General features: G+C 56.9%; 23 protein-coding genes. 8 read left to right on the top strand and 15 right to left on the bottom strand.

All coding sequences use genetic code 11. The annotated features are described in order from the left end of the window. The first annotated feature begins 59 nt into the window (after window positions 1-59). From CC94_RS0111050 to CC94_RS0111040, 3 genes are read left to right on the top strand one after another with little or no spacing between them, the layout of a single operon-like run. Window positions 60-1631 (top strand): MutS-related protein, encoded by a 1572-nt coding sequence (locus CC94_RS0111050; protein ID WP_005369806.1) that lies wholly within the window; start codon window positions 60-62, stop codon window positions 1629-1631. After that, complete coding sequence (purT, locus tag CC94_RS0111045; RefSeq protein ID WP_005369805.1) at window positions 1628-2830, top strand: formate-dependent phosphoribosylglycinamide formyltransferase; 1203 nt, start codon at window positions 1628-1630, stop codon at window positions 2828-2830. The genes CC94_RS0111050 and purT overlap by 4 nt, the downstream gene beginning before the upstream one ends. 11 nt (window positions 2831-2841) lie before the next feature. Then, a complete protein-coding gene (locus tag CC94_RS0111040) occupies window positions 2842-3453 on the top strand; it encodes a transglycosylase SLT domain-containing protein (RefSeq protein ID WP_005369798.1) in 612 nt (203 codons plus the stop codon). A 228-nt stretch (window positions 3454-3681) separates the two neighbouring features. Here CC94_RS0111040 and CC94_RS0111035 read toward each other — a convergent pair whose 3' ends face one another. Next, window positions 3682-4338, bottom strand: coding sequence for a class II aldolase/adducin family protein (locus tag CC94_RS0111035; protein WP_005369797.1), 657 nt, complete (start codon window positions 4336-4338; stop codon window positions 3682-3684). Beyond that, window positions 4317-5156 carry a c-type cytochrome gene (locus CC94_RS0111030; protein WP_005369796.1) on the bottom strand — a complete coding sequence of 280 codons (840 nt, stop codon included), beginning with the start codon at window positions 5154-5156 and terminating at the stop codon, window positions 4317-4319. Before CC94_RS0111030 ends, CC94_RS0111035 begins: the two co-directional genes overlap by 22 nt. 252 nt (window positions 5157-5408) lie before the next feature. Between CC94_RS0111030 and CC94_RS0111025 the strand changes: the two genes are divergently transcribed. Further along, window positions 5409-6938, top strand: coding sequence for a hypothetical protein (locus CC94_RS0111025; protein ID WP_005369795.1), 1530 nt, complete (start codon window positions 5409-5411; stop codon window positions 6936-6938). Window positions 6939-7241: 303 nt separating this feature from the next. On the opposite strand, the gene lipA is transcribed toward CC94_RS0111025, so the two are convergent. The 12 genes from lipA to CC94_RS0110965 all read right to left on the bottom strand — a co-directional run bounded on the left by lipA (window position 7242) and on the right by CC94_RS0110965 (window position 18962). Continuing rightward, window positions 7242-8204 carry a lipoyl synthase gene (gene lipA, locus CC94_RS0111020; RefSeq protein WP_005369794.1) on the bottom strand — a complete coding sequence of 321 codons (963 nt, stop codon included), beginning with the start codon at window positions 8202-8204 and terminating at the stop codon, window positions 7242-7244. Further along, window positions 8201-8809 carry a lipoyl(octanoyl) transferase LipB gene (gene lipB / locus CC94_RS0111015; protein WP_005369789.1) on the bottom strand — a complete coding sequence of 203 codons (609 nt, stop codon included), beginning with the start codon at window positions 8807-8809 and terminating at the stop codon, window positions 8201-8203. Before lipB ends, lipA begins: the two co-directional genes overlap by 4 nt. 33 nt (window positions 8810-8842) lie before the next feature. Further along, on the bottom strand, window positions 8843-9106 hold the full coding sequence (locus CC94_RS0111010; RefSeq protein WP_005369786.1) for a YbeD family protein: 264 nt from the start codon (window positions 9104-9106) through the stop codon (window positions 8843-8845). Continuing rightward, window positions 9103-9945 (bottom strand): D-amino acid aminotransferase, encoded by an 843-nt coding sequence (locus CC94_RS0111005; RefSeq protein WP_005369779.1) that lies wholly within the window; start codon window positions 9943-9945, stop codon window positions 9103-9105. Before CC94_RS0111005 ends, CC94_RS0111010 begins: the two co-directional genes overlap by 4 nt. Next, the gene (locus CC94_RS0111000; RefSeq protein WP_005369778.1) at window positions 9935-11113 is read right to left on the bottom strand and encodes a D-alanyl-D-alanine carboxypeptidase family protein; all 1179 of its coding nucleotides are present in this window, start codon (window positions 11111-11113) and stop codon (window positions 9935-9937) included. Before CC94_RS0111000 ends, CC94_RS0111005 begins: the two co-directional genes overlap by 11 nt. 34 nt (window positions 11114-11147) lie before the next feature. Then, window positions 11148-12026, bottom strand: a complete 879-nt coding sequence (locus tag CC94_RS0110995) for a septal ring lytic transglycosylase RlpA family protein (protein WP_005369777.1) — start codon at window positions 12024-12026, stop codon at window positions 11148-11150. Next, window positions 12019-12990 carry a lytic murein transglycosylase B gene (gene mltB / locus CC94_RS0110990; protein WP_005369776.1) on the bottom strand — a complete coding sequence of 324 codons (972 nt, stop codon included), beginning with the start codon at window positions 12988-12990 and terminating at the stop codon, window positions 12019-12021. Before mltB ends, CC94_RS0110995 begins: the two co-directional genes overlap by 8 nt. A 441-nt stretch (window positions 12991-13431) precedes the next feature. Continuing rightward, a complete protein-coding gene (gene rodA / locus CC94_RS0110985; protein ID WP_005369775.1) occupies window positions 13432-14562 on the bottom strand; it encodes a rod shape-determining protein RodA in 1131 nt (376 codons plus the stop codon). Next, window positions 14552-16396 (bottom strand): penicillin-binding protein 2, encoded by a 1845-nt coding sequence (gene mrdA, locus CC94_RS0110980; RefSeq protein ID WP_005369771.1) that lies wholly within the window; start codon window positions 16394-16396, stop codon window positions 14552-14554. The genes rodA and mrdA overlap by 11 nt, the downstream gene beginning before the upstream one ends. A 13-nt stretch (window positions 16397-16409) precedes the next feature. Then, window positions 16410-16898, bottom strand: a complete 489-nt coding sequence (gene mreD / locus CC94_RS0110975; RefSeq protein ID WP_005369769.1) for a rod shape-determining protein MreD — start codon at window positions 16896-16898, stop codon at window positions 16410-16412. Next, entirely contained in the window at window positions 16885-17772 is an 888-nt protein-coding gene (gene mreC, locus CC94_RS0110970) for a rod shape-determining protein MreC (protein WP_169740990.1), read from the bottom strand. The genes mreD and mreC overlap by 14 nt, the downstream gene beginning before the upstream one ends. A 143-nt stretch (window positions 17773-17915) precedes the next feature. Continuing rightward, on the bottom strand, window positions 17916-18962 hold the full coding sequence (locus tag CC94_RS0110965) for a rod shape-determining protein (RefSeq protein ID WP_005369767.1): 1047 nt from the start codon (window positions 18960-18962) through the stop codon (window positions 17916-17918). Between the two features lie 216 nt (window positions 18963-19178). Here CC94_RS0110965 and gatC point away from each other — a divergent pair, with 216 nt between their 5' ends. The 4 genes from gatC to CC94_RS0110945 all read left to right on the top strand — a co-directional run bounded on the left by gatC (window position 19179) and on the right by CC94_RS0110945 (window position 22919). Then, window positions 19179-19466: an Asp-tRNA(Asn)/Glu-tRNA(Gln) amidotransferase subunit GatC gene (gene gatC / locus CC94_RS0110960; RefSeq protein WP_005369766.1), complete on the top strand. Its 288-nt coding sequence runs from the start codon at window positions 19179-19181 to the stop codon at window positions 19464-19466. 14 nt (window positions 19467-19480) lie between these two features. Further along, on the top strand, window positions 19481-20932 hold the full coding sequence (gene gatA / locus CC94_RS0110955; RefSeq protein WP_031430855.1) for an Asp-tRNA(Asn)/Glu-tRNA(Gln) amidotransferase subunit GatA: 1452 nt from the start codon (window positions 19481-19483) through the stop codon (window positions 20930-20932). Window positions 20933-20944: 12 nt separating this feature from the next. Continuing rightward, entirely contained in the window at window positions 20945-22378 is a 1434-nt protein-coding gene (gene gatB, locus CC94_RS0110950; RefSeq protein WP_031430854.1) for an Asp-tRNA(Asn)/Glu-tRNA(Gln) amidotransferase subunit GatB, read from the top strand. 91 nt (window positions 22379-22469) lie between these two features. Continuing rightward, window positions 22470-22919, top strand: coding sequence for an Rsd/AlgQ family anti-sigma factor (locus tag CC94_RS0110945; protein WP_031430853.1), 450 nt, complete (start codon window positions 22470-22472; stop codon window positions 22917-22919). A 145-nt stretch (window positions 22920-23064) separates the two neighbouring features. On the opposite strand, the gene CC94_RS0110940 is transcribed toward CC94_RS0110945, so the two are convergent. Continuing rightward, a complete protein-coding gene (locus CC94_RS0110940) occupies window positions 23065-25704 on the bottom strand; it encodes a UPF0182 family protein (RefSeq protein WP_031430852.1) in 2640 nt (879 codons plus the stop codon). Window positions 25705-25927 lie beyond the last annotated feature (223 nt).

Genomic DNA, 25927 nt, shown 5'->3' with positions numbered 1-25927 from the left:
GCTTTGCCGCATCGCGGCTACGGGTATTGTTCCACAAAACCGACAACGAGAGATCACCGATGACGGAAACGATATTACAAAGCTGGCAGAATGCCTGGCCCGAAATCAAATCCACCCGGCCCCCGGAAACCGGCGCCGGCGTAATCGACCCGAGTGCTTTCAACACGATCGAAGTCGACAACCTTTTCGACGCGGTCAATCATTGCTCGACCACGGTCGGACAGGCGTTTTTGTACCGTTCGCTGTCCCGCCCGCTGGACGACATCCGGCTTCTCAAAGCGAAACAGGAGGCCGCCGCTGAAATCGGCCGCAATCCGGCGCTCCGGGAAGCAATCGAACGTATCGTGCAACATGCGGCCGATACCGAAAAAAACCTGTACATGCTGCTCTACGCCGAATTCATCGGTTCGTTCGGCGCCGCGCGCGGCGAGCATGAAATCGAAGGCTACGGCTATGCCCAGTACAAGCGCGGCGTGCGCTTCATGCTCGATCTGGTCGAGCGGATTCGGCAGACCGAAGCGCCTCAAAGTCCTTTCCTGGACGCGGTGTTCGATAAAATCCGCCGTTTCGCGGCCAGCCGGGATTATTCGCTGATGGCGGGACCGGTTTACGTGACCGAAGGCGTGATCCAATCGAAGGAAGAAAAGAAGGGCTGGTTTCCGGTTTCGGTGATCTTCAAGCCGCGCCTGTTCAAGCCGCTGATTTTCGCCGCGCTGGCTTTCATCCTGGGGCTGCTGCCGATGGCGATGAACATCACCACGCCCGCGCAGATCATTTTCTTCGCGCCTTTGCTCCTGGTTTATTTCCCGATCGTCGGCGGCTACGACCGCGACAATTGCATCATCCCGCTGCGCAACCGGTTCCGGAGCTCCCAGGAGGTCGGCGAGGCGCTGGACGCGCTCGGTCAGTTGGATGAACTGTTGTCCTTCGTCAAATTCTCCGAAGCGTTCGGCAGCGAAACGACATTGCCTACGCTGATTGACGCGCCGCATCACCGGATCAATCTGACCGCCGCCAAAAACCCGGTGCTCGGCAAGGCGAATCCGAATTATGTTCCGAACGACTTCATGCTCGACGACGACAAGCTGGTCCTGATCACCGGCCCGAACAGCGGCGGCAAGACCGCGTTCTGCAAAACGCTCACCCAAATCCAGCTGCTCGCGCAGATCGGCTGTTATGTACCGGCCAAAGCGGCGACGCTGACCGTCGCGGACCGGATCTTTTACCAGGCGCCCGAAATCAGCCATCTGGTCGACGGCGAGGGCCGCTTCGGCACCGAACTGAAACGGACCAAGGATATTTTTCTGGCCTCGACCGCGAAAAGCCTGGTGGTACTGGACGAGATGTCCGAAGGTACTACCTTCGAGGAAAAAATGGAATCGTCGATCAACGTGTTGACCGGCTTTTACCGGAAAGGCAACAGCACCGTGCTGATCACTCACAATCATCAACTGGTCGATCATTGCATCGCCCAAGGCATGGGCATCGCCAAGCAGGTCGAATTCGCGCATGATACCCCGACCTACCGGCTGATTCCGGGCATTTCGCGGGTCAGCCATGCCGACCGGGTCGCCAAAAAAATCGGCTTTTCGAAGGAAGACATCGACAACTATCTGGCAGGATCGTCATGAAACTAGGCACCGCACTATCGAACAGCGCCACCAAGGCGCTGCTGCTCGGCAGCGGCGAACTGGGCAAGGAACTGGTCATTTCGCTGCAGCGCTACGGCGTCGAGGTGATCGCCGTGGACCGCTACCCCGATGCGCCGGCGATGCATGTCGCGCACCGCAGCCATGTCATCGACATGACCGACGGCGAGGCGGTCAAGAAAATCATCGCGCTCGAAACACCCGATTACATCATTCCGGAGATCGAAGCGATCGCGACCGACGCGCTGGCCGAAATCGAACAGGAAGGCCACAGTACGATCGTCCCGAATGCGCGCGCCATTCAACTCACGATGAACCGCGAAGGCATCCGCACGCTCGCCGCGGAACGGCTCCAACTGCCGACCTCCGCCTATACGTTCGCGGAAAGTTTTGCCGAGCTGAAACACGCCGTCGAGCAAAAAATAGGCTATCCTTGTTTCGTCAAGCCGACCATGTCGTCCTCGGGCAAGGGCCAGTCGATGGTCAAAAGCCCGGAAGAGCTGGAAGCGGCCTGGAACTACGCGAAAGTCAGCGGCCGGGTCGATACCGGCAAAGTGATCGTCGAATCCAAAATCGACTTCGACTTCGAGATTACGCTGCTGACCGTGCGCGCGCTGAATCCGAACGGCGAGATCGAAACCCGTTTTTGCGAGCCGATCGGCCACCGGCAGGAACACGGCGATTACCGCGAAAGCTGGCAGCCGCAGCCGATGGCGCCGGCCGCCATCGGGGCGGCACAGCAGATTGCGCTGAAAGTCACCGGGGCGATCGGCGGACGCGGCCTCTTCGGCGTCGAGCTGTTCGTGAAAGGCGACCATGTCTGGTTCAGTGAAGTGAGTCCCAGACCGCACGACACCGGCATGGCTACAATGATTACTCAACAGCAGAACGAATTCGAGCTGCATGCGCGCGCGATCCTGGGCCTGCCGGTCGACACCCGCCTCTTGAGAGTCGGCGCGAGCGCGGTCATATTGAGCCAAACAGAAGCTGACGATGTCGTTTATGAAGGGCTTGACGCCGCGCTGAACGTACCGGACAGCGAAATTCGCCTGTTCGGCAAGCCGCGCGCCCTGGTCAACCGGCGGATGGGCGTGGCGCTGGCCAGCGCGGAAACGATTGAAGAAGCAACGCAAAAAGCGGTGAAAGCCGCGAGTCTGGTTAGTATTAATGCAAAACAATAAAAGGGGGAGCCATGCTGAGATGGACCACAATCCTAATCACCTTAAGCGTGTCCGGCGGCGCGCTGGCCGACATTTATAAATATGTCGACAGTGCGGGCCGCACCTACTATACCAATATCAAACCCAAACCCGCCAACAGCAGCCTATACAAGCGCATCATGGAGACGAAGCCGTATCGTTATATGCGGCCCGCTCCGACGATGGCCGGTTACCGGGGCTATTTCGGCCGAAACAAGCATAAATTCAGCGATTTGATCAACCAGGCGGCCTATCGGCACCAGGTCGATCCCAAACTGGTCCATGCGGTGATCCAGACCGAATCGGCCTACAACGCCGGCGCGGTTTCCTCGGCCGGCGCGGTCGGCCTGATGCAGCTGATGCCGGACACCGCCCGGCGCTACGGCGTGGACGACCGCCGCGACCCGCTCCAGAACGTCGACGGCGGCACGCATTATCTGCGCGACCTGATCGAAATGTTCAGCCCGAATCTGGAACTGGCCGTCGCGGCTTACAATGCCGGCGAAGGCGCGGTGATCAAATACAATTACTCGATCCCGCCGTATCCCGAAACCCAAAACTACGTCAAGCAGGTTTTGGCGGCTTATAACCGGTCATCCCTGTAAGCCGCGTAATATACTCGCGCTGCAGGCAGATAATAGATTACTTTTTCCGATAACGGTATACGTCGAGCCTGAGCTGCACCCATGCCGTTAAGTTGATGGAGCGTAGGGTGGATAAGCGAAGCGCATCCACCGTATGATCGCCGGATGCGCTTCGCTTATCCGGCCTACACAATATCTTAACGGCATTGGTCGTCATCCCCATTAGACAGAACCTTACCGCCTCTCTAATTACCGGTCTTCGGATAAATCCGCCAGCGCCCAGGCGCTGGCCAAACTCCGCACCATCTGCCAGCAGGCAATCTCCGGCGTCCTGCCGTACGTCAACAACCCATCAAGGTGGCCCCGCATCACGATAATACCCTGCTCCGGATTCGTTTCAGCAATCGCGCTGACCGCCTGGGCCATTGCCGGCGTGCCGTAGGCAATCGCTTCCGCTACGCAGGTGAGCCCCAGGGTCTCGGCATGCCGCCAGATTTCCGGACTATGTCCGTGCGCGACGCAACACACCTCCGGCGCCGCACGATAGATCGCCGCATGCGTGAGAGCTTCCGAAGACGGCGCCAGCGGGCCCTCGGCCTGCAGATAATTTTCTTCGGGAAGCGCCTGGCTGACATAAGCATAATGGTCGGCCGTCAGATGCGGCAAATGGCCGGTTTGGGTGCCGGTCACCGTAAAACTCTCGCCTTTCAGCCGCAGGCTGAGATTGCCGTAGCCCAGACCGTCATAGCGGGCATCATCCTGCCCGATCAGGCCGATCCTCCACAACAGACCGCGCCAGGCGTTCAGCTCGGCAAATCCGGCGATGGTTCGGGAGGGTGCAACCCGGTAATCCAGGCGGTATTTGATCACGCCTTCCCGTTCGCTCATGGCGCCGGTCTTGCGCATGCTTCCGGAGATTCAACTTTCATCGCACCCAAATACCCCACGATGCGCCCGATCATCCGCTGACGTTCCGCTTCCGGCAACAGGCGGGCCAAAGGCGGCATGGCCGTGCCGGGCTTGACGCGGCTCGGCGAATCGATCCAGGCTTTCAAATCGGGCTCCTGCCAACGGCATAGGGCGCGGATCAGATCGACCGGATATTTTTTACCGCCGATACCGCGAATGTTATGGCAGGTCAGGCAATATTCCTTGGTTTCCGCAAAACCTTGCTCCAGCATGGGGGAGGCGCGAGCCGGAAGCAGTGCCCGATCCTCGCTTTTACTGTGCCATTCGACCGCGGTAACCTGGTAAGGCCAGCCATAGGCTCCCTGGCGCAAGAGCTCCGGCTCCTTCTTATTGTCCCAGACGAGATAATACGGGCTGAGCGGGATTTTACGCTCGTTCTGGCTGCTGTTGTCGACGGTGAAAGGCGCGCCGTCGGAGCGGGCAAAGGCCAGAAAAGCGCGGTATTTTTTCAGTTTCGGGCCGGGAACGACCGAGCGGTAGCCGTCCTTGGCGAGAAACACGATCTCCGCCTCTTCCGACGTCCAGCGGTCGCCGAACCAGCGCGTCAAAAGCCCGTCGATCGGTAGCGCCGTATATTCGACCCGCTTCTGCCGCTCGTTCGTCGATTCATGCGGCTCGACGACGATCACCTGTCGGCTCGGAAGCGCATATTGACTCGACAAATCGGCCGGCGGCGGCAGTTCCACGGCTCCGGCCTTTCCGAAAACGGCCATTGCCAGAAAGACTGGCAGAATGCATTTCAAACAGTACGCCATCGGTTATTCACCCTCAAAAATAAGAAATTTGTGCACGCTATCGTACAGAACTATCCCTGATTTATGGGTACAGTCATTATTCGACTATACGCGAGAATGTTGATTTTGTCTTTTCACCGTTGCGAATGCATCGTTTCCATTAATTGAAACATAAATTAGATGCCCGGCTGAGTAAATGTTCTGCCGCTTATGGCCTCAAAGCGCCACGCGGCGATTTTGAAACGTTTCTTAAGCCTCATTAAGGAGAAGACCATGACGTCCAAAAGGATAATGAAAATATCGTCGGGCCTGTTACTGCTGGGCGGTTGTTTCGCCGCGACAGCCCAAGCTCAGGGAGAGAAACGGCTGTTTGACGCCATCGCCGAAGCACAGACGCCGCGCACGGTTCGAAGCACCAGGCCTGAACAGCAAAAAACCGAGCACGACCGTTCGGAAAGGTTCACTCCGAACCAGCCTTCGCCGCTGTCGCCGGCAGTCAAGAACCAGCCCAAAAGCGGCAGGATCTCGGGCTTCGATTTTTACCGCGACCCGTTGAACGCGGACCAGCCCATGCAAAAGCCCGAAGACATCATGAAAAAAGAAACCGCCGGCAAAGCCGACGTCATGGCTGCGCAAAAACAGCTGCTGGAGCAACGCTATGACCTCAACGTCAAGACCGATCCGTCGGCCAAAATGTCGCGCGGCAAACCGCTGGCGGTGGGACCTACGGCAAGGCTGCCTTCCGGCATGACCTGGGACAAGCTCGGCGAAGCGGCTCCCGAGGAAATCAGGGCACAAGGCATTTTCCCTTACCCGTCACTGCCGCATCCGTTACAGTCGAACGGCGGCCAAGTATTTCCGAAAATGCAGATCGACATGTTTCCGCGGCTTGAGCGTTTCGATGTCGATTTCGACCTGCCCGAAGCGTTCCTGCCCGAGTTCCCGCCGGCGCTATTCCTGAACAACCGGCCGGAGCTGGGCGACGTATCGCGCGGCGAGGTGATCTCGATCAACAATTATTATCGCCTGTTCAAAGACATTCTGACGCCGATACAACTGGATGGATTAAGGCTGCTGGTGACGCCGTTTCCGCAAGAGGAGTTCAACCCGACCGACGACCGCAAAAGCAAAGAACCCAGCCTCGGCGTCACCTGCTTCGACTGCCACGTGAACGGCCATACCACCGGCCAGTTCCATTTGAGTCCGGATATCCGGCCACAGGAGCGGCGCTTCCGGCTCGATACCACCAGTCTCAGAGGCGTGTTCAACCAACAGATTCACAGTTCCAAACGCAGCCTGCGTTCGGTCGAGGACTTTACCGAGTTCGAGCAACGCACCGCATATTTCAACGGCGACGAGATTCACGCGATCAAAAAAGGCATGAATGTTCTCGACCGCATCCCGGTCAGCCACATGGCGCAGATGCAGAACATGCTCGACTTCCCTCCTGCGCCCAAGCTCGATCCGGCCACCGGCAGGCTGGACCCGGCCAAAGCCACCGAAAGCGAGGCGCGCGGCGAAAACATCTTTTTCGGCAAAGGCCAATGTTCGAACTGCCATATGCCGCCGACTTATCTCGATCACCAAATGCACGATTTGCATCTCGAACGTTTCGTGAACGAGCCGGGCGACGGCACGATCAAGACCTTTACATTGCGCGGCATCAAGGATTCGCCGCCCTACATGCACGACGGCCGCGCGCTGACGCTGGAAGATACCGTCGAATTTTTCAACATCGTGCTGCAACTGAAACTGAACGCACAGGAAAAACAGGATTTGGTGGCGTTTATGAGGCAGTTGTAGAGTGATGCAGAATCTGAGGGGAATGGCATTAAACTGTAGGGTACGCTGTGCGTACCATTGGAGGGTGAAAAGGTACGCACAGCGTACCCTACCGCGGTTTGTGCCTTTTGGGGCGTAACAGCTGAGCACAAAGGGTATCACGATAGGCGCTCGGCGGGGAAACGAGAGGAAGAAGCTATGATCGACCCAATCTCCTTAAGTTAAACCGTTCGCCCTTCTGACAGGCTCAGAACGAACGGTTAAGCGTTAACTTAACGGCATTGACCTGAGGAGCGAGCGCTTCTACAGCGGGGGAAACGGGGGTCAATCGCCTATCACGCCTTTCGCCTGCGCGTCGGCATGATAGGAGGAGCGGACCAGCGGCGCGCTGGCGACCTGTTCGAACCCCATGCGTCGGGCTTTTTCGCCGAATTCGCCGAATTCGGCCGGCGACACATAGCGCTTGACCGGTAGATGCGCCTTGCTGGGCTGCAGATATTGGCCGAGGGTCAGCATCGTGCAGCCATGATCGAGCAGGTCCTGCATCACCCGGTGCACTTCTTCCGATTCTTCGCCGATCCCGAGCATCAAGCCGGATTTGGCCGGCGTCTCGGGCCGGGCTTTTTTATAGCCTTCGAGCAATTTCAGCGAACCCGCGTAATCGGCGCCGGGGCGGGCCTGCTTGTACAGCCGCGGCACCGTTTCGAGGTTGTGATTGAACACGTCGCAAGGCTGAGCCGCGAGGATTGCGATCGCTTTGTCCATCCGTCCCCGAAAATCGGGCACCAGGATCTCGATCTTGGTCTTCGCGGATCGCTCTCTGATTTCTTTAATGCAATCGGCGAAATGCCCTGCGCCCCCGTCGCGCAGATCGTCGCGGTCGACCGAAGTGATCACCACGTAGTTCAACGCCAGCGCCTTGATCGCCTCGGCCAGACGACCGGGTTCGTTCGGGTCGAGCGGCAAAGGCTTGCCGTGCGCGACGTCGCAGAACGGGCAGCGGCGCGTGCAGAGGTCGCCCATGATCATGAAGGTCGCGGTGCCGTGCTGGAAGCATTCGCCCAGGTTCGGGCAGGCGGCCTCTTCGCAGACCGTGTGCAGATTGTGCTCGCGCAGCAGCCGTTTGACCCGGGTCACTTCGTCGCCCGCGGAAAGCTTGATTCGGATCCATTCCGGCTTGCGCAGCGGCGCATCGCCCGTTTCGACTTTGACCGGAATCCGCGCGAGTTTTTCGGCATTGCGTTGATGCGTTTCCGGCGTAGCCCGGGAAGGCGCTTGGTAAGTCATGATGGCAATTTTTCCGTCAGTATTTGGAGAAGCCGTTCGGCCAGCTCATCAAGATCGACCGCAACACCGAGGTCGGCCAGTTGCGTAACTTCGAGCCCGGCATAGCCGCAGGGGTTGATGAATTTGAACGGGGCCAGATCCATCGCATTATTCAAACTGAGCCCATGATAACAGCAGTTGTTCCGGATTCGTATTCCGATCGAGCCGATTTTTTTGCCTTCCACGTAAACGCCCGGCGCTTCGGGCCGTGCGAGGGCATGAATGCCGTAGTGTGCGAGCACGGCGATCATCGTTTGTTCGAGCAGCGTCACCAACGGGCGGACGCCGAGTTCGCGGCGCTTGAGGTTCAGCAAGGGGTAGACGACCAGTTGGCCGGGACCATGGTAAGTCACCTGCCCTCCCCGATCGCTCTGCACGACCGGAATCGGGCCGGTGTTCAGCAAATGCTCGCGTTTGCCGTTCAATCCGAGCGTATAGACGGGCTGATGTTCGACGATCCAGATCTGGTCGCCGGTCTCCGGCGTCCGGTCCAGCGTGAAACACTGCATGGCCTGCCAGACCGTTTCGTAGTCCTGTAAGCCGAGCTGTCTGATCGTGATCGCCATAAAATAAGAACGAAGACTCTCCCTGCCCCCGGCTTACAACGTCATCAGAATGTGCGGGCTGCGGTTCAGGTCCAGGTAAATCGCGTCCAACTGCTCGCGGCTGTGCGCTTCGATCGTGACCGTGACTGCGGTATAGTTGCCGCCCTTGCTCGGACGCGAGGAGACCGCGCCCTCGCCGATGTTCGGGCTGTGCCGGCGCACGATTTCCACGACGAGCAGGTCGAGTTCCGGACTGGTCTTGCCCATCGCCTTGATCGCGAAGGTGCAGGGAAAGGTTAAGAGGGATTCTTCGTTCATGAGACGGATTGTTTGTAAGCCTGAAACAGGCGGTTGACCTGTTGCCAGGCGGGGCCGGGTTCACCGCCGCCGACGGCTCGGCCGTCGAGGTCGACAACCGGCACGACTTCCCGGACCGAACTCGCGATCCATATTTCGTCGGCCTGTTTCAGATCGTCGATCGTCATCGATTGTTCCCGGCATGAGACATGGTTTTCCCGGCAGATTTTCAAGATCACTGCGCGCGTGATGCCGGGCAGAATGTCCCGGCTCAGCGGCGGCGTGACCAATACGCCGTTCAGCACCGCAAAGACATTGCTTGAGGAACCTTCGGTCACGAAGCCGTTTTTGACCAGAATGGCTTCCGCGCCGCCGCGCTCCGACGCTTCCTGTCTGAGCAGCACATTGGCCAGCAGGGTGATCGCTTTGACATGGCAGTTATCCCAGCGGCTGTCTTCAAGGCAAACGGCCCTGATGCCGGTATCGCGCTCCGGATAAGGGGGAATCGGCGAACTCATCGCGAAAACGGTCGGGGGAATATTTTCGGGGAACAGATGGTCCCGTTTCGGCGCGGCGCCGCGGGTAATCTGCAGATAGACGTATTGGTCGGTTCCGCCCTTCAGAAGCGGAACAAGAATGCCGCGCCATTCGTCCAGGCTGTGCGGATTGCCGATCAGAACAGCGGCCAAGCTGTTGTCGAGCCTTGCCATGTGGGCTTCGAATTCGAACAGCCGGCCGCGGTAGGCGGGGATCACTTCATAGACCCCGTCGCCGAACAAAAAGCCGCGATCCAGAACCGAGATATGGGCTTCTTCGACAGGTAAATAACGGCCGTTCAGATAAACGGGGTTATTGGCCATCCGCTTTTGCAAACCGCATCAAAATCCCGTCGAAGAGACGGCGGAACACGCTCCCCTCGCCGACTGCCTTCAAGGCGATCAGGTCTTTTTGGTCGACCACCTGATCCTTGTAGGTGACTTCGACCGTACCGAACTTGTCGCCTTCATTGAAAGGCGCCACGATTGGCGCATTGACGCGAATGGCCGTTTTCACGTCGCCCGCACTGCCGCGCGGCACCGTGACATAAAGGCTTTCCGCCAATCCCAAAGGTACGGTCCGAACGTCGCCTTTCCAGGCTTTCGAATCGGATAGGGAAGTCTTGCCCTCGTAGAGGCGAGGCGATTCGAAAAAGCGGAAACCGTAGTTCAATAGATTCTGATTCTCGACAGCCCTGGCATTGGCGCTTTTGGTCCCCATCACCACCGATATCAGGCGCATGTCGTTCCGGAGCGCGGACGCAACCAGGCAATAACCCGCATCCTCCGTATGGCCGGTCTTGACGCCATCCACGGTGCCGTCCCGTGACAACAGCAGATTGCGGTTATGCTGAACGATGTTGTTGTAGGTAAATTCTTTTTGCGAAAACCAGGGATAGTACTGCGGAAACTCCTTGATCAACGCAGTCGTCAAAATCGCCAGATCGCGCGCCGAGGTGTAATGGTCTTCGACCGGCAAGCCGTCCGCATTTTTAAAATGGGTGTTTTTCATGCCCAGCCGCGCGGCGTGCTGGTTCAGCATATCCGCGAAGGTGGCTTCGTCGCCAGCGAGATGTTCGGCCAATGCCACGCTGGCATCGTTGCCGGACTGGATGATCACGCCTTTGAGCAGGTCTTCGACTTTGACCTGGGCGTTGACTTCGACGAACATCCGCGAACCGGAGGTGCTCCAGGCTTTTTTACTGATCGTGGCGAGATCGTCCAGCTTCAAATGGCCGTTCGCAAGTTCCTTGAACACCACGTAAACCGTCATGATTTTGGTCAGACTGGCCGGAGCGAGCCTCTCGTCGGCGTTATTTTCCGCCAACACCTTGCCGGACTGGAAGTCTTGCAAAATAAACGCTTTCGCATCGATAGCCGGAGGCGCGGGCGTTTGTATCTCCAGCGATTCGGCATTGGCCTGCAGCGCAAGCGCGAGCAGTACGATCATGAAAAAACTGGGAGTCAGCTTTGATTTTCTCTTAAAAAACATTGCGCCACAAGACTAACTGAAAGGAACGTAAGCGCTATTGTATCATGACGCTTTCGTTTGGGTCGTTTTCCGTCACGTATTGAGCCCCGGTAATGCCGAGCCTAGCCAACCGGACATTCAGCTTGTCCGCCTTGGATTGACTGTCGACCGGACCGACCTGAACAGTGTAGAGCGTGGCTTTGTGATGACGTGAAGCGAGCACTTTGGTTCTGGCCAGATGCTTCGCGGCAATTTTGTATTTCAGTTTGTGCGCCTGGCTGGCGCTCTTAAAAGCGCCGACCTGCAGATAGATGCCCTGCTTCCGCTGTTCTTTCGCGACTTCCCGCATTTTGCGGATCGCCTGCTTGTCCGAAATCGGCTTGATTTGGACCGGCGCGGTGCCGTTCATTTCAAGCTCCTGGGCAGCGGCATAGGATAAATCCATCTCACGGTTGGCAACGAAAGGGCCGCGATCGTTAATCCGCACGATCACCTTGCGATTGTTTTCGAGGTTGGTCACCTCGGCATAAGAAGGAATCGGCAGCGTTTTATGCGCGGCAGTCAGCGCATACATATCGAAAATTTCGCCGGTGGCGGTTTTTTTACCGTGGAAGCGGGGACCGTACCAGGAAGCGACGCCTTGCTTGATATAGCGGGCGAGGCGCGGCAGCAAGGCTTCATCCTGTCCAGGCTCCTCCTGTCCGGCATCGGAAGAAGACGTTTGGGATTTGCCGATGTTGAGTACGGTATGATGGCGGAATTGGTGGTTGGCGGTCAGGTGCCGCCTAGGTCGCTCTTCGGCCTGCGAGGCCGCCGCTTCAGCGGTGGAGGAAGATACTGCGGTAATATCGGTAGCGAGTGAAGAGGTCTTGACTTGAGTGGCTGAGCAACTGCAAAGCACAGTAATAGAGAGAGCCGGTATGATTTTATTCATAGGGAGACGAGTTTCGATAATTTAAGAGGGCCTGGCTGAGCTGGTAAACGGCCATGGCATAGAAGGAACTTTGGTTATAACGCTTGATAACCGAGAAATTGTCTAAAACAGCCCAAAGTTCGTCGCCACGTTCTTGCTCGAACGCCAGAAGTTTTACTTTACTTTCTAAAGGTAGCGGTCTTGAAAATTCAACACGGGCCGATTCTAACTCATCAATTCTTAAATCTCTATTAATTTTGTCATTTAACAATGCTTTATAATCTTCGCTTTTGGCAAAAACCCGCACCGCAACCGGCTGATTCCTGGCCCATCCATGAGCCTTGAAATAGCTGGCAATACTGGCGATCGCGTCTTTCGGGTCGCGCCATAGATCGCGTTTGCCGTCCCGATCGAAATCGGCCGCAAAAATACGGAAACTGCTCGGCATGAATTGCGGCATACCCATCGCACCGGCATACGAGCCGGACGGCTGCAGCGGGCTGACTTTTTCTTCACGGCACAAAAGCAGGAATTGCTCCAGTTCTTTGCTGAAAAAAGGGCTGCGCGGCGGATACGCGAAAGCGAGCGTCGACAACGCGTCGATGACGCGGTAATAGCCGGTACGGCGGCCGTACAGCGTTTCCACGCCGAGTACCGCGACGATGATTTCCGGCGGCACCCCGTATTGTTCCGAAACCCGCTTCAGCGTATCCGCGTGGAGGCGCCAGAATACCGCGCCTTCCTTGATTCGGGCATCGGTCAGGAAAATTTTCCAGTATTTGTGCCAGGGCATCGCTTCCGCCGGAAACGCGATCTTCTTCAGCACATCGTCCCTGATTTTGACTTGAGCGAACACATCCTCCAGTTCATCTTCGGAAAACCGATGCTTGGCGACCATCGCATCGATGAAGGCGCTTTTCTCGCGCTGCGCGGCGCAGGAAGCGAGTGCAACCAGAGAACAAAGCAGAGCGGCGCGAACAGGCATGGACAGGCTCCTTAGGATTTCATCAAAAATAATTTCCTCTTTTGAAAAAGGGGAATTCCGTCAAAAACAACTTCCCCCCTTTGAAAAAGGGGGATCGAGGGGGATTTATTCGATCAATCTCCCCCGGCCCTCGGCAATCGCTCCTGCATTGCCACCTGCCTCCCTGCAGTCGTCGGTAACGGCTTCCTGCGTTATCCTCGATCGCGTGTTCCCGACACGATCTACCTCGCCCTTCCTTGGGCTCGTATCTCCCGCATGAACGCCAGGGATGGCGTGAATGCAGAGATTGCACGACTGCAGGGAGGCAGGAGGTGGGGCAACACAAGGAGCGGTTGTCGAGGAGCAAATCGCTGCCCATGCGGTCTTCTTTTTCAAAGAGGGGGGTGAATCATCCGCTTTTCGAAACAATCAACATTCGGGAAGTTATCTTCTACCAGATCCTCAACCAATCGAAAATTTTTGATGCGTGTGGATCGACATCAGCATGCCGAAACCGGCAAGCAGTGTGACGATCGAGGTACCGCCGTAGCTGATCAAGGGCAAGGGCACCCCGACAACCGGCAGAATCCCGATCACCATGCCGATGTTCACGAACACATAGACAAAAAAAGTAAAGGCCAGCGCGCTGGCCAGCAGACGGTTGTAACTGTCGCGCGCCTGCGAGGCGATATAAAGGCTGCGCGCGATAATCAATAAATAAAGAGTCAACAGCGCGATGCAGCCGAACAGCCCGAATTCTTCTGCGAACACCGCAAAAATAAAGTCGGTCGAGCTTTCAGGCAGAAATTCGAGCTCGGACTGCGTACTGCCGAGCCAGCCCTTGCCGTAAATGCCGCCGGAACCGATCGCGATCTTCGACTGGATGATATGGTAGCCCCTGCCCAAGGGATCGGCTTCAGGATTCAGGAAAGTCCGCACCCGGTCGCGCTGATAGTCGTGCATCAAATGCCAGATGACCGGCGTCGAAGCGCCGACCAGCCCGACGATCGCGCCGATAAACCAGTAGGAAATGCCGGCGAAGAACAATACCGCCGCACCGGCCGAAGCGACCAGCAGCGCGGTCCCGAGATCGGGCTGTTTGGCGATCAGCAAAGTCGGCAGGATGATCAGAAAACCGGCAATTCCCAGTTGTTTAGGCTTCGGCGGCAGATGGTGCTCGGCCAAATACCAGGCAACCATCATCGGGGTGGTGATTTTGATCATTTCCGACGGCTGGAAACGGAAAAAGCCGAGATCGAGCCAGCGTTGCGCGCCTTTCCCGATTTGCCCCATGATCAGCACGGCAATCAACAAAAAAATGCCGATCCCGAACAGAGTGGCCGAATAGCGTTTGAACTGAATCGGATTGACCTGCGCCAGCACGATCATCAAACAAAACGCGAGCCCGACGCGCGCCGCCTGGCGCAGCAAGACTCCGAAGTCCTGACCGCCCGAACTGTAGAGGATCACGAAGCTCAACAGCGCGGTCAGAAACAGGCAAAGAAACAACGGAATGTCGATGTGCATCCGGCGCAGCAATTTGCCGATCATCGACGAAGGATGAAAATGTTCGCGCCGAGTCTCAGTTTTCATGAAGGTTTTGTAAATATTGCTTGATCACTTTGCCTGCAATCGGCGCCGCCACCGAGCCGCCGTGCCCGCCATGCTCGATGACGACCGCGACCGCGATTTTCGGGTCGTCGGCCGGCGCGAACGCCACAAACAGCGCATTATCGCGCAATTTGAAGTCGATTTGGCTCTCGTTGTATTTGGCGCCCTGTTTGATCCCGAACACCTGGGCCGTGCCGGTCTTGCCCGCAATCTGGTAAGGAATGCCGTAGCCGATCCGTTTCGCAGTGCCGGAAGCGCTGTGCACGACGTTGATCATGCCGGCCACGATCGGATCGAGATTCTGCGCTTTCAGCGGAATGATGCGGGCGGGCTGTTCCGGACTCTTCTGGACGCCCTGAGCCGTAACGATTTTATCGACCAGGAACGGAGTGACGACCTGGCCGTGGTTGGCCAACGTCGCGGTCGCCCGCGCCAGTTGCACAGGCGTAACCTGATGATAGCCCTGGCCGATCCCGGTAATCAGCGTCTCCCCCTCATACCATCGCTGCTTTCTCTTCGCCTGTTTCCAGGCAGGCGACGGCAGCAACCCCGCCACCTCGCCGTAAAGATCGATGCCCGTTTTTTCGCCGAAACCGAATTGCTGTAGAAAGTCGTGCATTTTTTGAATGCCGAGCATTTGCGCCAGCCGGTAAAAATACACGTCACAGGATTCGGTAATCGCGCGGATCATGTCGACCGTGCCGTGGCCGCCCCTGCGCCAGTCGCGGTAGCGGTGATCGACGCCGGGCAAGGTGTAATATCCCGGACAATACAAACCCTGCGGCGCGCGGACCTTGTCGTATTCTAGCCCCGCCAGCGCGATGAACGGTTTGATCGTCGATCCGGGAGGATAGAGGCCGCGCAATGCGCGGTTGTACAGCGGCTGGTTTTCCGATTCGTTCAGTGCCTTATAATCTTCGGATGGAATGCCGACCACGAATGGATTCGGATCGAAGCCGGGGCGGCTGACGAACACCAGCACGCCGCCGGTTTTGATATCGATCGCGACCACGGCGCCATTGTAAAAGTCGAGCGCGTCGTAAGCGGTTTTTTGCAGATCGATATCGAGCGTCAGGTAAAGGTTCGCGCCAGGAACCGGCTTGACCTCGTTCAGCGTATTCAGCGCCCTGCCCTGTACGTTGGTTTCGATTTCCGCATAGCCGGTCGTGCCGTGCAATTGTGTTTCATACGTTTTTTCGATGCCGAGTTTACCCATATGAGTAGCGCCCTGGTATTCTGGCATCGGCAATTCCTTCAATTCGGTTTCGTTGATGCGGCCGACGTAACCGACCACATGCGAGGCAAGCTCGTAATACGGATAATGGCGCACCTGGTGCGTCTTGATTTCGACGCCCGGAAAAAAAGGCATCGATACCGCGAACTTCGCAAGTTCCTCGTCGGTCATCGCAGGCAGCAATACCACGCTGTTGAAGCGTTTTTCGCGTTTGCGCTGCCTGTGGAACTGTTCGATTTTCTCGTCCGGCAGACCGAACAACGCCTGCAGCCGTCTCAATGTATCCTCCATGTCCTCGATCTGCTCGGGAATCAGTTCGAGACTGTACGACGGCGTATTTTCGGCCAGAATCCTGCCGTTGCGGTCGTAGATGATTCCCCGGGTCGGGGGCACCGGCGTCAGCTTAATGCTGTTTTCCTTCGCCAGCGTCGCGTAATGTTCGTGACCGACGATCTGCAGATACATGAGACGCACGACCAGTCCCGCGCTCATCAGCCCGATAAACAGCATGGCGACATAGATGCGGCGCAGAAACAGGCGATTCTCGGCCAAGTCGTTTTTGATCGAAAACACGCGGTCCATGGTCCGGCCCGGATTATTTGACGCGTCTGGCCAGGCGGACGAAACGCAACGTCGTATACACCAGCGGCCAACACAACGTGCCGGTCAGAATCGGCACCCAAAAAGTCGCATGCAATTGCGCGGGATGCTGCGCATTCTTGATGAAGAATAGGAGCAACTGCGACAATAGCAGACAGAAAAAAATGAACAGCGTCTGCTGTATCAGCGGAAACAGGCGCAAGCGTTTGTGCAGCTTCAGGCAAAGAAAGATCACCAGCGAATAGGCCAGCGCATACTGGCCGAACAAGCGGCCGAACAACACGTCGGTCAACAGCCCGAACGACCAGGCGTAAAAAATGCCTACCCTTTCCGGCACCGCCAGCGACCAGTAAATCAGGCTCAACAACACCCAGTCCGGGTTCAGGAACGCCCAATCGCCGGGCAGCGGCACGATTCTGAGGGCCATCGCCAACCCTAGAGTGATCACGATACGCCCCCAGGCGTACTTGTTATTCAAGAGCATCCTGGAGTACCTGGTTCTGTTCGGCGGCCTGCTTGGAGACCAAAGGAATCGGAGTCGAATTGCTCCACACGATCATCAATTCGCGGCTGCGGTCCAGAAACGCCTTGGGCGTGGCAGTCACGGTCGCGAACGGCTTGTCCGACTCCGAGGTAAATTTATCGACGACCGCGACCGGATAGCCTTGCGGAAATACGCCGCCGAGCCCGGAAGTGATCAATAAATCGCCGGGCTTGATGTCGGCGTCATTCGGCAGGAACGGCAAGATCAGGCGATTGGTCTGGCCACTGCCGACCGCAATCGTCAGCAGCCCGTTCCGGTTGACCTGCACCGGGATCGCATGATTCGGATCGGTGATCAGCATCACTTCCGACGTCATCGGGAAAGACCGGAACACCTGTCCCACCACGCCGTTTTCGTCCATCACCGGCTGCTGCGGATGCACCCCGAAACGGGTACCCTTGTTCACGACCACGATATGTTCGTAAGGGGCCATTTTGACCGACAACAGCTCCGCGATCATCACCTGCTCGCCGAGCTTGAACGAGTTTTCGAGCAGCGCGCGCAGGCGAATGTTTTCCTTTTCGAGCACATCGAGTTTCAGCAGCCGGGTTTGCTGCATCAAATGGTCTTCCCGCAAGCGCTCGTTTTCTTTTTTCAGGGCCGCGTACGAACTGACCGAATCGGCGGTATGCCGGAACACGGTGGTGGGCATGTCGACCAGATATTTGATCGGGTCGGTCAACAGCGAAAGCGTGGTGCGCAGAGATTCCAGGTGCCGGGTTCTCTGATCGGCGAACAGCAGCGCAATCGAGGCGAGAACGGCGAACAGCAAGCGGGTATGGATCGATGGGCCGGTGGCGAATAACAGTTTGATGGCAAAATTCCTCTGCGATTGGCCCCGGCCGCGGCAAACCGACCGGTGACCGGGAATAATCTTAACGAATTAAACAAACAGCGAATTGAAACCGGCCGCCCGCACTGCGGTCCGCAACGCCGGGCAGAAGCGAGGAAGCCCGGTCATTCCAGAGAAAACGCGGAGACGCCTTTCTTGTCCATCATTTCGAGTACCATGCCGCCGCCGCGGGCCACGCAGGTCAACGGATCGTCCGCGATGAATACCGGCAAGCCGGTTTCTTCCGCGATCAGCCGGTCGATGTCTTTCAGCAGCGCGCCGCCGCCGGTCAGGTAAATGCCCCGGTTCGCGACATCCGCGCCCAATTCGGGCGGCGTCTGTTCGAGCGCGGCCTTCACGGTGCTGACGATGCCGGACAAAGGCTCCTGCAGCGCTTCGAGAATTTCGTTGCTGTTCAGCGCGAAACTGCGCGGCACGCCTTCGGCCAGATTGCGGCCCTTTACTTCGATTTCCTTGACTTCGCTGCCCGGATAGGCGGTACCGATTTCCATCTTGATTTTTTCGGCGGTCGCCTCGCCGATCAGCGTGCCGTAATTGCGGCGCACGTAATTGATGATCGCGTCGTCGAAACGGTCGCCGCCGATCCGGACCGAGGACGAATAGACGATGCCGTTGATCGAAATCACCGCGACTTCGGAGGTTCCGCCGCCGATGTCCAATACCATCGAACCGCAAGCTTCGTCGACCGGCAGCCCCGCGCCGATCGCCGCCGACATCGGTTCTTCGATCAGATACACTTCGCGCGCGCCGGCCATCGCCGCGGATTCGCGGATCGCGCGCCGCTCGACCTGGGTCGAGCCGCAAGGAACGCAGACCAGAATACGCGGGCTCGGCCGCAAAATTTTACTTTTATGCACTTTTTCGATAAAAAAACGCAGCATCCGTTCGGTGACCGCAAAATCGGCGATAACCCCGTCCTTCAGCGGACGGATCGCGGTAATGTTGCCGGGCGTTCGGCCGAGCATGCGTTTCGCGTCCGCGCCGACGGCCGCAATCGTCTTGGCCCCGCGGATCTTGTCTTCCTTGATCGCGACGACCGAGGGCTCGTTCAGGACAATGCCCTGCCCCGGGATATAGATCAAGGTATTGGCGGTTCCAAGGTCGATAGAGAGATCGTTGGAAAAAATTCCACGAATTCTTTTGAATAGCATTGAGGATGGTTCCTGACGGGAAATAAATGGGACTACTTTATCAATCGAGCCGGTATTCGAGCAAGATATAGTATCATATCTCAAGGACCGGATTCTGAATACCTGTTGGCGCTTTTCGCATGCGGCTAGCGGGGGGAATGATGATGAGCATCCCTAATTCTGCGAGACGCTGCATTTATCCGGCCGCGATTTTAAATTTTCTCATGGAGTCATTCAATGTCGTTAACGGCAGACGAAGTAAAAAAAATCGCGCATCTGGCGCGTCTGGGAATCGACGAACAGGATGTGCCGCATTACGCGGAAGATTTGTCCGGCATGCTGGAACTGATGGCCGCGATGGGCGCGGTCGACAGCGCAAATGTGCCGCCGATGGCGCATCCTCTGGATCTGCAGCAACGGCTCAGAAACGATAGGGTGACCGAACGGAACGAACGCGAAAAATTTCAGGCGATTGCGCCGCAAGTCGAGGCCGGGCTGTATCTGGTCCCGAAAGTGATTGAATAAAGGATAAACCGGGAATGTATAACAAGACCATCGCGGAGTTGGCCGAAGGGCTCCGCAGCCGGCAGTTTTCCAGCCGCGAATTGACACTGGCCTATTTGGAGAGAATCGGGCAGCATCAGGCATTGAATGCCTTCATTACGGCGACCGAAGATCTGGCGCTCAAGCAGGCCGAGGCGGCCGATGCCAGGCTTGCCGCAGGCGATGCGGAACCTTTGACCGGCATTCCGATCGCGCACAAGGATATTTTCTGCACCGATGGGATCAGGACCAGCTGCGGCTCGAAAATGCTCGACAACTTCATCGCGCCGTACGATGCGACCGTGGTCGCCAAGCTGCAAAAGGCCGGCGCGGTGATGCTCGGCAAGCTGAACATGGACGAATTCGCAATGGGTTCGTCGAACGAAACCAGCTTTTACGGCCCGGTCAAAAACCCGTGGGATCTGAACGCGGTGCCGGGCGGCTCGTCCGGCGGTTCGGCCGCGGCGGTCGCGGCCCGGCTCGCGGCGGGCGTGACCGGCACCGATACCGGCGGCTCGATCCGCCAGCCCGCCGCGTTTTGCGGGATCACCGGGCTGAAGCCGACCTACGGGCGGGTGTCGCGTTACGGGATGATCGCCTATGCGTCCAGCCTGGACCAAGGCGGACCGATGGCCCGGACGGCCGAGGATGCGGCGATTCTGTTGCAATCGATGGCGGGATTCGACGGGAAGGACTCGACCAGCGTCGACCGGCCGGTTCCCGATTACCGGGCCGGTTTAACGCAGCCCCTCGACGGCCTGAAGATCGGTTTGCCGAAGGAATTCTTCGGCGAGGGCCTGTCTTCCGAAGTCGCGTCGGCGATCGAGGCCGCGCTCGCCGAGTACCGCAAACTGGGCGCGGAAACCGTCGAGGTCTCGATGCCGAACCTGAAGCTCGCGATCCCGGCCTATTACGTAATCGCCCCGGCCGAATGTTCGGCGAACCTGTCCCGCTTCGATGGCGTGCGCTTCGGCTACCGCTGCAGCAACCCGGCCGACCTGACCGACCTTTACACCCGTTCGCGCGGCGAAGGCTTCGGGCGCGAAGTCAAGCGGCGGATATTGATGGGCACCTATGCGCTGTCGGCCGGCTATTACGATGCCTATTACATCAAGGCGCAGAAAATCCGCCGCCTGATCAGCGACGATTTCAAAAACGCGCTGTCGTCGGTCGATGTGCTGATGGGACCGGTCGCGCCGTCCGTCGCGTTCGGAATCGGCGAAAAAATCGGCAACCCGATCGAAATGTATCTGTCCGACATTTACACGATTGCGGTCAACCTGGCCGGCCTCCCGGCGATGTCGATCCCGGCGGGACTGGCTTCCGGCAAACCGGTCGGCCTGCAGATCATCGGCAATTATTTCGCCGAAGACCGTTTATTGAATGTCGCACACCAATATCAGCTTGCAACTCAATGGCATCGACTGACGCCGCCGGGTTTCGAATAGAGAGATTAAGAAATGGAATGGGAAACCGTCATCGGCCTGGAAATTCACACCCAGCTTGCCACGAAATCCAAAATTTTTTCCGGCGCCGCCACCGCCTACGGCGCCGAACCGAACACGCAGGCCTGCGCGGTCGATCTCGGCCTGCCCGGCGTCTTACCGGTATTGAACCGGGAAGCGGTCAATATGGCGGTCAAATTCGGCCTAGCGATCGAAGCCGAGATCGCGCCTTATTCGGTGTTCGCGCGTAAAAACTATTTTTACCCGGACCTGCCGAAAGGCTACCAGATCAGCCAGTTCGAATTGCCGATCGTCGGCAACGGCCATCTGGACATCGAGGTGGACGGCGTGACCAAACGGATCGGCATTACCCGCGCACATCTCGAAGAAGATGCGGGTAAATCGCTGCACGAGGATTTCCACGGCCTGACCGGGATCGATTTGAATCGGGCCGGTACGCCGCTGCTCGAAATCGTCTCCGAACCGGACATGCGTTCGGCGAAGGAAGCGGTCGCTTATATGCGCAAGCTGCACGAGCTGGTGCGCTACCTGGGCATTTGCGACGGCAACATGCAGGAAGGTTCGTTCCGCTGCGACGCGAACGTCTCGGTGCGCCCGAAGGGCCGGAAGGAGTTCGGCACCCGCGCCGAGCTGAAAAACATCAACTCGTTCAAATTCGTCGAAAAAGCGATCAACTATGAAGTCGAACGCCAGATCGACCTGATCGAAGCGGGCGGCGCCGTCGTCCAGGAAACCCGCCTTTACGATGCGGTAAAAGACCTGACCCGCTCGATGCGCAGCAAGGAAGAAGCGAACGACTACCGCTACTTCCCCGATCCCGACCTGCTGCCCGTGTACATTTCCGAAGCATTCAAGGCGCAGGTCCGGACCACGATGCCGGAACTGCCGGACGCGAAAAAGCAGCGCTTCAAGGACCAGTTCGGCCTCGACGACGAGAGCACGACGATTCTGACCTCCTCACGCGAAACGGCCGATTATTTCGAGGCGCTGCTGGCAGCCTCGGCTTGCGAGGCGAAGTTGTGCGCGAACTGGGTCACTGGCGAGCTGTCGGCCGCATTGAACAAATCGGGACTCGAAATCGCCGCTTCGCCGGTCGGTTATCAGCGCCTGGCCGGACTCCTGAAACGGATCGACGACAATACGATTTCCGGCAAGATCGCCAAGCAGGTGTTCGAAGTGATGTGGCAAGGCGAAGCCGAAGCGGACGAAATCATCGAAACGCAAGGCTTGAAGCAGATCACCGACACCGGCGCAATCGAAGCGATCATCGACAAGATCATCGCCGACAATCCTGGCCAGGTCGAACAATACCGCAGCGGCAAGGACAAAGTGTTCGGCTTTTTTGTCGGCCAGGTCATGAAAGCGATGCAAGGGAAAGCCAGCCCCGAGGAAGTCAACCGCATGCTGAAAGACAAACTGCATGGCTGACCGTTGATTTTACAAAAAAACGTTGCGGATTAGCAGCATCCGGCATACAGTTAAGGCAAAATATGGGAAATCCATTTGAGAGGAAACCGCTATGGCGACGACAGTAGAACCGGCGCGGCCGGAAAGACGACAGCGCACCGCTCAGCTGATCGATGAACTGCAACATGAAAGACGGGACTTGTGGTCCCTGTATTGCCAGATCGGCGAACTGAAGCCGTTCAACGACGTCGAACCGGTCAAGAGCAAGCTGATGCGATTTGCGGAAGTGCTGGTCGACTACGTTTCGCTCGGGCATTTCGGATTGTACGAAAGAATCCTGTCCGGCACCGAACGCCGCGAAAGCCTGATCGCGGTAGCGACCGACATCTATCCGGAATTTTCCGAGGTCACCGAGTTGTCGGTTTCTTTCAACGACAAATACGAAAACGCCGACGAGGCCTCCGCCTTGACGAACTTGGCGGACGATTTGTCCGCGCTGGGCGAATCGCTAGCCAGGCGGTTCGAACTGGAAGACCGGCTGTGCGGATTAATGCGGCGCTGAATTGCCAAGCTTGCTGCTTCGCTTGATGAAGGCCTAGACCCGCCAGGTTTTTAAAACCTGGCGGGTCTTTTTATAAACCCCATTCTACGCGAGAGACCCGATTTCCCGGAATCGGCTCCTGGTCCGTTATTGGCTTCGCCCCGCCTTACTGAGCGGTAGGCGCCGCGGTGCCCGACCCATTGCTTTCCGAGGCTTCTTTTATAAACGTCTGCTTCAGTCGATTGAGTGCCGCCCAAAGGGTTTTTTCCATCACCACTTCATTGCCGATCGAGACGATCACCCTCCGCAATTCCGGTATCTTGACCTTGGTCGACACCAGATAGACCGGCTGCACGTACAACACCGTATTGCCCATCGGCAAAATCACCATGCGCCCCAGTTCGACCCGCGAACCGCCCTGATTCCACAAGGTAAACTGCGCGGAGATTTCCGGATTTTGATTGATTAACGCTTCGACCTGGGCGGGACCGTTCACCTGCACTTCCTTCCGGAAGCGGTAAACCGTAATGCCGGGCTTGTAACTGTTGCCGCAGGCTTCTTTGTCCAGAATACTGGCGACCCCGATCATGCTCAGGTTGTCTCGATTGATCGGAGTCATCGGGTTGATCATCACGAATTCTTCCTTGTCGTTGCAGTTCCCGAAATCCATGGTCTGATAATAAGGCTTGACCTCTTCACCGCGAACATTCGCAAACTGCCAGGTTTCGGCCTGTTCGTAAAACAGTTCCGGTCTCGTCTGATGGTACTTGGCGAATACCTTCATCTGCATGTAATAGAGGTCGCGCGGATAGCGTAAATGTTTTTGCAGTTCGAGCGGCATTTCCTCCATGTTCTTGAACAGGCTGGGATAGGCCCGCGCATAGGCGTTGATCAACACATCCGACGGATCGGCAATATAATAGTCGACCGCGCCGTCATAGGCATCCACGACAATTTTGACCGAATTACGGATGTAATTGAAAGGTTGGTCGCCTTCGAGATATTCATCGGCGGCCGGTTTCGAAGCCGGATACCATTTCGATAGGGTGTAAGCGTCCTGAATCCAATAGAAGCGGTCCTTGGCCACAACCAGATACGGATCCTTGTCCAAATGCAGAAAGGGAGTCATCGCATTGATCCGTTCGGTGATATTCCGGCGGATTAACATTTTGCTTTTGTCGGTAATCGAGATCGAAAAGAAAATCTTTTCATCTTTGAAATAAAACGCGAACAGCGCCTTTCGGAACCAGGACGGAATCGGAATCCCCCCTTCGCCTGTATACTGACGTTCGATGCTGGGATCGGCAGGCTCAAGCCCGACCACGTTGAGCGTGTTCGGCACGACGGCATAATCGTAACTTCCCTCGCCGTAATAGATATCCGGATTTTTGGTGGTCAATCCGACCGGCGAGTACAGATTCAGGTCGCGCAGATACCAGACCAGCGGAATATCGGCATCCTGGGCGGCAGGTGTCGCCACCGCACCGCTTCCGTGCGTATAGCGCAAATGCGTGTTCTCCCACGTATGCGCCGCTTCGGGCAGTTTGCCGATGTTCACTTCGCGGGCCGCCAAGTTTACCTGACGGGTATGGCCTAACAAAAAGTAGCGGTCTTCGTCGACCGAGAAAAAGGCGTAATAGGGCCGGATCTCCTGCAGCTGCTGATAACTGTTGATCAAATATTCCCGGTCCCAGACCGGAATATTCTCGAAACGCTTTTGCGTGCTCCAGGTCGCGATGTCTTCGGCCGCATTCAAATTGATACGCTGATCGACAATCTTGATGTTTCTCAGGTCATAAGCGTTCAGCGTCGCGTCGATATTATGCTGCATGAACGGTTTTTCGGCTTTGACCGGATTCGGATTGACGATGTATTTCTGGATAGCCGCGGGAATCGAGTCGACGTTCGGCAAAAACCACACAAACAGAAATGCGGCCGACGAAATGAAAAACGGCCCTTTAACGCGGTGTTCCTTCGAGAAAATGAACAGCAGACCGGTTATCGCGACCGCCACAAAGGTGAAGATGCCGAGCCAGATCAGCGGCAGCTTGTAATTGATTTCGACGAACCCCGGCCCGAAGAAAACCGGCTCGTGCGAATGGTTGTAAAGCAGCGCAAACCGATCCAGCATAAAGCCCCAGACCACGAACAGCACGACAAAGCCGATCAGCACGGTCAGATGAATCTTCGCGCCGATGTGATATTCCTTGTTCTGGTTGGGGATGAAGATATGCTCCAGCCAATACAAAATGCCGACCGCGATAAAAATGACGATCGCGGCCGTCAACAATTCTTTTTGAATCAGCAGATAAATCGGATAAGACAACAAATAGAAACTGATGTCGTTACCGTAAACGGTATCGGTGGCGCCCGACGGCTGGCCGAAAAAATACAGTAATGCCGACTCCCATTGCCGATAGAACGGGATCGCGATAAAGACGGCCAAAATCAGCGAAATGGGCGTATAGACCTTGGCCGAACCGCTCATGAAGACATCGGCAAAGCGCTGGAAACGGCGGCGTTTATCCAGGTCGGTCAGAATTTCGTCGGGCGGATTCAAGCCCAGATAGCGGGAGGCAACCCAGAAATGAAAGAAGAAAATCAGGAAAAAAGCCAGCGTGACCCCGCCCGACAGGAAAAACCGGTAAAGCAGCCGGAGCCAGAAGTACGGCTCCTGTTTCAGCGACTGGAACCACCATAAATCAACGAATAGGTCGAGGAAAATGAAATAGAAGGCAACATAGATAATGACCGCGATTCCCAGGATCGCTCCGATCAACGCGGGTAAGAACTTCAGATTCCGCATACTATCCTCATGTTTTTAAAATTGGTATATGACTTAATACTGCTGTACGAGCCCGGAGGACTGTAGCCGGCGCAATACCGATCCGGGCCGTATTTTAACATCCAACCACCGAACCGCCGCCGCTTTTATCCTCCGCGTTACCGGGCACTTTCGCTTGATATCGCCATATTCCCCGGTACTATTGCGTACATTCTCCCATATTGCAAATGCTCCGGCGCAAAAT

The organism is Methylomicrobium agile (assembly GCF_000733855.1).
GTDB lineage: Bacteria > Pseudomonadota > Gammaproteobacteria > Methylococcales > Methylomonadaceae > Methylomicrobium > Methylomicrobium agile.
The sequence above is the reverse complement of the archived record's forward strand: the minus strand, read 5'-3'. Positions and strand labels throughout refer to the sequence as shown.

What these genes read in the sequence shown, in the direction of transcription:
- gatA (WP_031430855.1), top strand. Translation starts at nt 19,481, where the DNA reads ATGTATAACAAGACCATCGCGGAGTTGGCCGAAGGGCTCCGCAGCCGG.
- CC94_RS0111050 (WP_005369806.1), top strand. Translation starts at nt 60, where the DNA reads ATGACGGAAACGATATTACAAAGCTGGCAGAATGCCTGGCCCGAAATC.
- CC94_RS0111005 (WP_005369779.1), bottom strand. Translation starts at nt 9,945, where the DNA reads ATGGCCAATAACCCCGTTTATCTGAACGGCCGTTATTTACCTGTCGAA.
- CC94_RS0111025 (WP_005369795.1), top strand. Translation starts at nt 5,409, where the DNA reads ATGACGTCCAAAAGGATAATGAAAATATCGTCGGGCCTGTTACTGCTG.
- CC94_RS0110995 (WP_005369777.1), bottom strand. Translation starts at nt 12,026, where the DNA reads ATGAATAAAATCATACCGGCTCTCTCTATTACTGTGCTTTGCAGTTGC.
- CC94_RS0111040 (WP_005369798.1), top strand. Translation starts at nt 2,842, where the DNA reads ATGCTGAGATGGACCACAATCCTAATCACCTTAAGCGTGTCCGGCGGC.
- gatB (WP_031430854.1), top strand. Translation starts at nt 20,945, where the DNA reads ATGGAATGGGAAACCGTCATCGGCCTGGAAATTCACACCCAGCTTGCC.
- CC94_RS0110945 (WP_031430853.1), top strand. Translation starts at nt 22,470, where the DNA reads ATGGCGACGACAGTAGAACCGGCGCGGCCGGAAAGACGACAGCGCACC.
- lipA (WP_005369794.1), bottom strand. Translation starts at nt 8,204, where the DNA reads ATGACTTACCAAGCGCCTTCCCGGGCTACGCCGGAAACGCATCAACGC.
- CC94_RS0111030 (WP_005369796.1), bottom strand. Translation starts at nt 5,156, where the DNA reads ATGGCGTACTGTTTGAAATGCATTCTGCCAGTCTTTCTGGCAATGGCC.
- CC94_RS0111000 (WP_005369778.1), bottom strand. Translation starts at nt 11,113, where the DNA reads ATGTTTTTTAAGAGAAAATCAAAGCTGACTCCCAGTTTTTTCATGATC.
- purT (WP_005369805.1), top strand. Translation starts at nt 1,628, where the DNA reads ATGAAACTAGGCACCGCACTATCGAACAGCGCCACCAAGGCGCTGCTG.
- CC94_RS0110940 (WP_031430852.1), bottom strand. Translation starts at nt 25,704, where the DNA reads ATGCGGAATCTGAAGTTCTTACCCGCGTTGATCGGAGCGATCCTGGGA.
- mrdA (WP_005369771.1), bottom strand. Translation starts at nt 16,396, where the DNA reads ATGGACCGCGTGTTTTCGATCAAAAACGACTTGGCCGAGAATCGCCTG.
- CC94_RS0110965 (WP_005369767.1), bottom strand. Translation starts at nt 18,962, where the DNA reads ATGCTATTCAAAAGAATTCGTGGAATTTTTTCCAACGATCTCTCTATC.
- CC94_RS0111010 (WP_005369786.1), bottom strand. Translation starts at nt 9,106, where the DNA reads ATGAACGAAGAATCCCTCTTAACCTTTCCCTGCACCTTCGCGATCAAG.
- mltB (WP_005369776.1), bottom strand. Translation starts at nt 12,990, where the DNA reads ATGCCTGTTCGCGCCGCTCTGCTTTGTTCTCTGGTTGCACTCGCTTCC.
- rodA (WP_005369775.1), bottom strand. Translation starts at nt 14,562, where the DNA reads ATGAAAACTGAGACTCGGCGCGAACATTTTCATCCTTCGTCGATGATC.
- lipB (WP_005369789.1), bottom strand. Translation starts at nt 8,809, where the DNA reads ATGGCGATCACGATCAGACAGCTCGGCTTACAGGACTACGAAACGGTC.
- CC94_RS0111035 (WP_005369797.1), bottom strand. Translation starts at nt 4,338, where the DNA reads ATGCGCAAGACCGGCGCCATGAGCGAACGGGAAGGCGTGATCAAATAC.
- mreD (WP_005369769.1), bottom strand. Translation starts at nt 16,898, where the DNA reads ATGCTCTTGAATAACAAGTACGCCTGGGGGCGTATCGTGATCACTCTA.
- gatC (WP_005369766.1), top strand. Translation starts at nt 19,179, where the DNA reads ATGTCGTTAACGGCAGACGAAGTAAAAAAAATCGCGCATCTGGCGCGT.